The following is a 3,710-nucleotide window of genomic DNA, read 5'->3' on the forward strand; positions in this document are numbered from 1 at the left end:
GGCGCGGCGCGCGTCGTGGACGCCGTCCGGCCCGACGCCCTGCTGCACCTTGCGTGGTACACGGAGCACGGGCGCTTCTGGACGTCGCTGGAGAACTACCGCTGGGTGGGGGCCAGCCTGGAGCTGTTCCGCGCCTTCGCCGGGGCCGGGGGCGCGCGGATAGTGGCCACGGGGACGTGCGCGGAGTACGACTGGTCCGCCGGCACCTGTGACGAGCGGGACACCCCCCTGCGGCCGGCGACGCCGTACGGGGCGTGCAAGCTGGCCACGGGGCAGCTGCTGGCGTCGCTGGCGGAGCGGACGGGGATGCGGGCCGCGTGGGCCCGGCTCTTCTTCCTGTACGGCCCCCACGAGCACCCGGACCGCCTGGTGCCGTCCGTGGCCCGGGCGCTGCTGGCGGGCGAGCCCGCGCGGTGCACGCACGGGGCCCAGCTGCGCGACTTTCTTCACGTGCGCGACGTGGCGTCGGCGTGCGTGGCGCTGCTGGAGAGCGGGGTGACGGGGCCCGTGAACGTGGCGGCGGGGCGGGCGGTGGCCCTGCGGACGGTGGTGGAGGGGGTGGCCCGGCACGCGGGCGACCCGGGGCTGGTGCGGCTGGGGGCCCTGCCGGCGCCCGCGGACGATCCCCCCGTGCTGGCGGCCTCGGCCGCGCGGCTGCGGGACGAAGTGGGGTGGACCCCGGCGCTGGACCTGGACGCGGGGCTCGCCGACGCGGTGGCGTGGTGGCGCGGCCGGCGCATTTCCAACGGCTAAGGACGAATGAAAGTCTCGATCGATACGCAGGCGCGGACGCTGGTGGTGGAGGGGGAGGGCGGGGGCACGCTGCCGCTGTACGGCACCGAGGCCTTCGAGGTGCTCAGCGACCTGTGGGTGAAGGTGGGATGGAACCAGAAGTACCCCTACACCTTCAGCTGGATGGGCCGTCCCGTCATCCAGCTCCCCGAGGACATGGTGCGCATGCAGGAGGTGCTGTACCGCGTGCAGCCCGACGTGGTGGTGGAGACGGGCGTGGCCCACGGGGGCTCGCTCGTCTTCTACGCCTCGCTCATGAAGGCCATGGGCCGGGGGCGCGTGGTGGGCGTGGACATCGAGATCCGCCCCCACAACCGCGCGGCCATCGAGGCCCACGCGCTGTCGGGGATGATCACCCTGGTGGAGGGCGACTCGGCCGGCGCGGAGACGGTGGAGCGGGTGCGCTCCCTCATCCGCCCCGGCGAGACGGTGCTGGTGATCCTGGACAGCAACCACACGGCCGCCCACGTCACCCGCGAGCTGGACGCGTACCACGGGCTGGTGACGCCGGGGTCGTACATCGTGGCCACGGACGGCGTCATGCGGATGGTGCACGACGTGCCCCGCGGCCAGCCCGGGTGGGACACCGACAACCCCGCGCACGCCGCCGAGGCGTGGGCCGGGGCGCACCCCGAGTTCGTGCTGGAGCAGCCGGCGTGGCCCTTCAACGAGAGCGAGCTGCGCGCGAACGTGACCCACTGGCCCAGCGCGTGGCTGCGGCGGACGTGAGCCCCCCGGCGCCGGCCGGCGGCCGCGCGCGGGTGCTGTGGAACGCGGCGGCCAACTACGGCGGCAACGCCTGGACGTCGCTGCTGGGGGTGGTGCTGGTTCCCGTGTACGTGCGCTACGTGGGCGTGGAGGCGTACGGGCTCATCGGCGTGTTTTCCGTGGTGCAGGCCCTGGCGTCGCTGCTGGACCTGGGGCTCAGCACCACGCTCAGCCGGGAGCTGGCGCACCGTTCCGGCCGCGGCGAGGGCGCCGAGTCCCTGCGGGGGCTCGTGCGCACCCTGTCCGTGGTGTACTGGGGCGTGGCCGTGCTGCTGGCCGCCGCCATGCTGGGCGTGGCGCCCCTGCTGGCCCACGGCTGGGTGCGGGCCCAGGGGCTGGGCGAGGGGCAGGTGTCGCGGGCCTTTCTGCTCATGGGGCTGGCGTTCGCCCTGCAGTGGCCCGCCAGCCTGTACACGGGCGGGCTGCAGGGGCTGCAGCTGCACGTGCGGCTCAACGCCGTCATGGCCGTCGTGGGCACCCTGCGCTCGCTGGGGGCCCTGGGCGTGCTGGCGTGGGTGTCGCCCACCCTGGACGCGTTCCTGGGATGGCAGATCGCCACGGCCGCCCTGCAGACGCTGGCCCTGGGCATCCTCCTGGCCCGCGCCCTGCCGCCGGGCGGCGCCCGCGCGCGCTTCAACCGCGCCGAGCTGCTGCGGGTGGGGCGGTTCGCCGCGGGGATGAGCGGGCTGTCCGTGCTGTCGCTGGTGCTGACCTCGGCGGACAAGATCGTGCTGAGCAAGCTGCTGGACCTGCGCGCCTTTGGTTACTACACCCTGGCGGGGACGGCCGTGACGGCCCTCAACCGCCTCGTGGCGCCCCTCTTCTCGGCGTACTTTCCCCGGCTGGCGCAGCTGGCGGGCGAGGGACGCGAGGGGGAGCTGGCCGAGACGTACCACCACGCCTGCGGGCTCATGTCCGTCATCGTCCTCCCGGCGGCGGCCGTGCTGGCCCTCTTTCCCCGCGAGGTGCTCTGGATGTGGACGGGCGACGCCGCCATCGTCCGCAACGCGTGGGTGGTGCTGGCCCTGCTTTCGGCCGGGACGGCCCTGAACGCCCTGATGGTGCTTCCGTACGCCCTGCAGGTGGCGTTCGGGTGGACGCGGCTGCTCATCGTCTCCAACGTGGTAGCCATCGTGGTGCTGGTGCCCGCCGTGCTCCTGCTGGGCATGCGCTGGGGCCCGGCGGGCGCCGCGGCGGGGTGGCTGCTGCTCAACGCGGGATACGTGCTGCTGCAGCCGCCCCTGGTGCACCGGCGCCTGCTGCGGGGCGAGCTGGCCCGCTGGTACCTGCGCGACGCGGGCGCGCCCCTGCTGGCGGCCCTCGTGGTTGCCGTCGGTGCGCGGCTGCTGCTGCCCTGGGGCGAGATGGCGCGGGGGCACGCCGTCGTGCAGCTGGGCGCCGTGGGCGCCGTGGCGGTGACGGCGGCGGCCCTCACCCTGCCGTGGGTGCGCACGCCCGTCCTGCGCCGCCTGGGCGTGGGCGCCGGACGCCCCGCCGCCGAGGTGCTGCCGTGAGCGCGCCGCGGGTGAGCATCGGCATGCCCGTGTACAACGGGGGGGCGCTGCTGGCCCAGGCGCTGGACGCCACGCTCGCGCAGACCTTTCGCGACGTGGAGGTGATCATCTCCGACAACGCCTCCACGGACGACACGGAGGCCGTGTGCCGGGCCGCCGCCGCCCGCGACCCGCGGGTGCGCTACGTGCGCCAGCCCCGCAACCTGGGGCCGCTGGCCAACTTTCACTACGTGCTCCACGAGGCGCGGGGCGACTACTTCATGTGGGCCGCCTGCGACGACCTGCGGGAGCCCACGTTCGTGGAGAAGCTGGCGGCGGCCCTGGACGCGGCGCCGGGAGCCGTCCTCGCGTCGTGCCAGTTCGATGTGATCGTGGAGCCGGGGGCGGCCGCGCCCGCCCTGGGGGACGACTGGTCGCGCTTCTTCGCGCAGCCGCGGGCGCGGCGAATCGCGGGGATGATCGCGCTGGACGAGCACCGGTCGCACAAGGCCGTGCACATCTACGGGCTCGCGCGCCGCGAGGCCCTGCGCCGTGCGACGGCGGCCGTGGCCAGCGTCCCCGTCTACAGCGGCTGGGACGTCTGCACCCTTGTCCACCTCCTGTGCCAGGGAGACGTGGTGATCGTCCCCGAGCCCC

At 74.7% G+C, this 3,710-nt stretch carries 4 protein-coding genes; all 4 read left to right on the forward strand.

The genetic code is table 11. The annotated features are described in order from the left end of the window. Positions 1 to 753 (forward strand): NAD(P)-dependent oxidoreductase (locus tag VFZ20_RS21240; RefSeq protein WP_329685951.1); only part of this gene is annotated, 753 nt, incomplete at its 5' end. A gap of 6 nt (positions 754 to 759) precedes the next feature. Continuing rightward, positions 760 to 1,521 carry a cephalosporin hydroxylase family protein gene (locus VFZ20_RS21245; RefSeq protein ID WP_329685952.1) on the forward strand — a complete coding sequence of 254 codons (762 nt, stop codon included), beginning with the start codon at positions 760 to 762 and terminating at the stop codon, positions 1,519 to 1,521. Continuing rightward, complete coding sequence (locus VFZ20_RS21250) at positions 1,503 to 3,074, forward strand: oligosaccharide flippase family protein (protein WP_329685953.1); 1,572 nt, start codon at positions 1,503 to 1,505, stop codon at positions 3,072 to 3,074. The genes VFZ20_RS21245 and VFZ20_RS21250 overlap by 19 nt, the downstream gene beginning before the upstream one ends. After that, the coding region (locus VFZ20_RS21255) for a glycosyltransferase family 2 protein (protein ID WP_329685954.1) at positions 3,071 to 3,710 on the forward strand (640 nt) is incomplete at its 3' end. The genes VFZ20_RS21250 and VFZ20_RS21255, both read left to right, overlap by 4 nt.

Origin of the sequence: Longimicrobium sp. (assembly GCF_036280135.1) — a bacterium.
GTDB lineage: Bacteria > Gemmatimonadota > Gemmatimonadetes > Longimicrobiales > Longimicrobiaceae > Longimicrobium.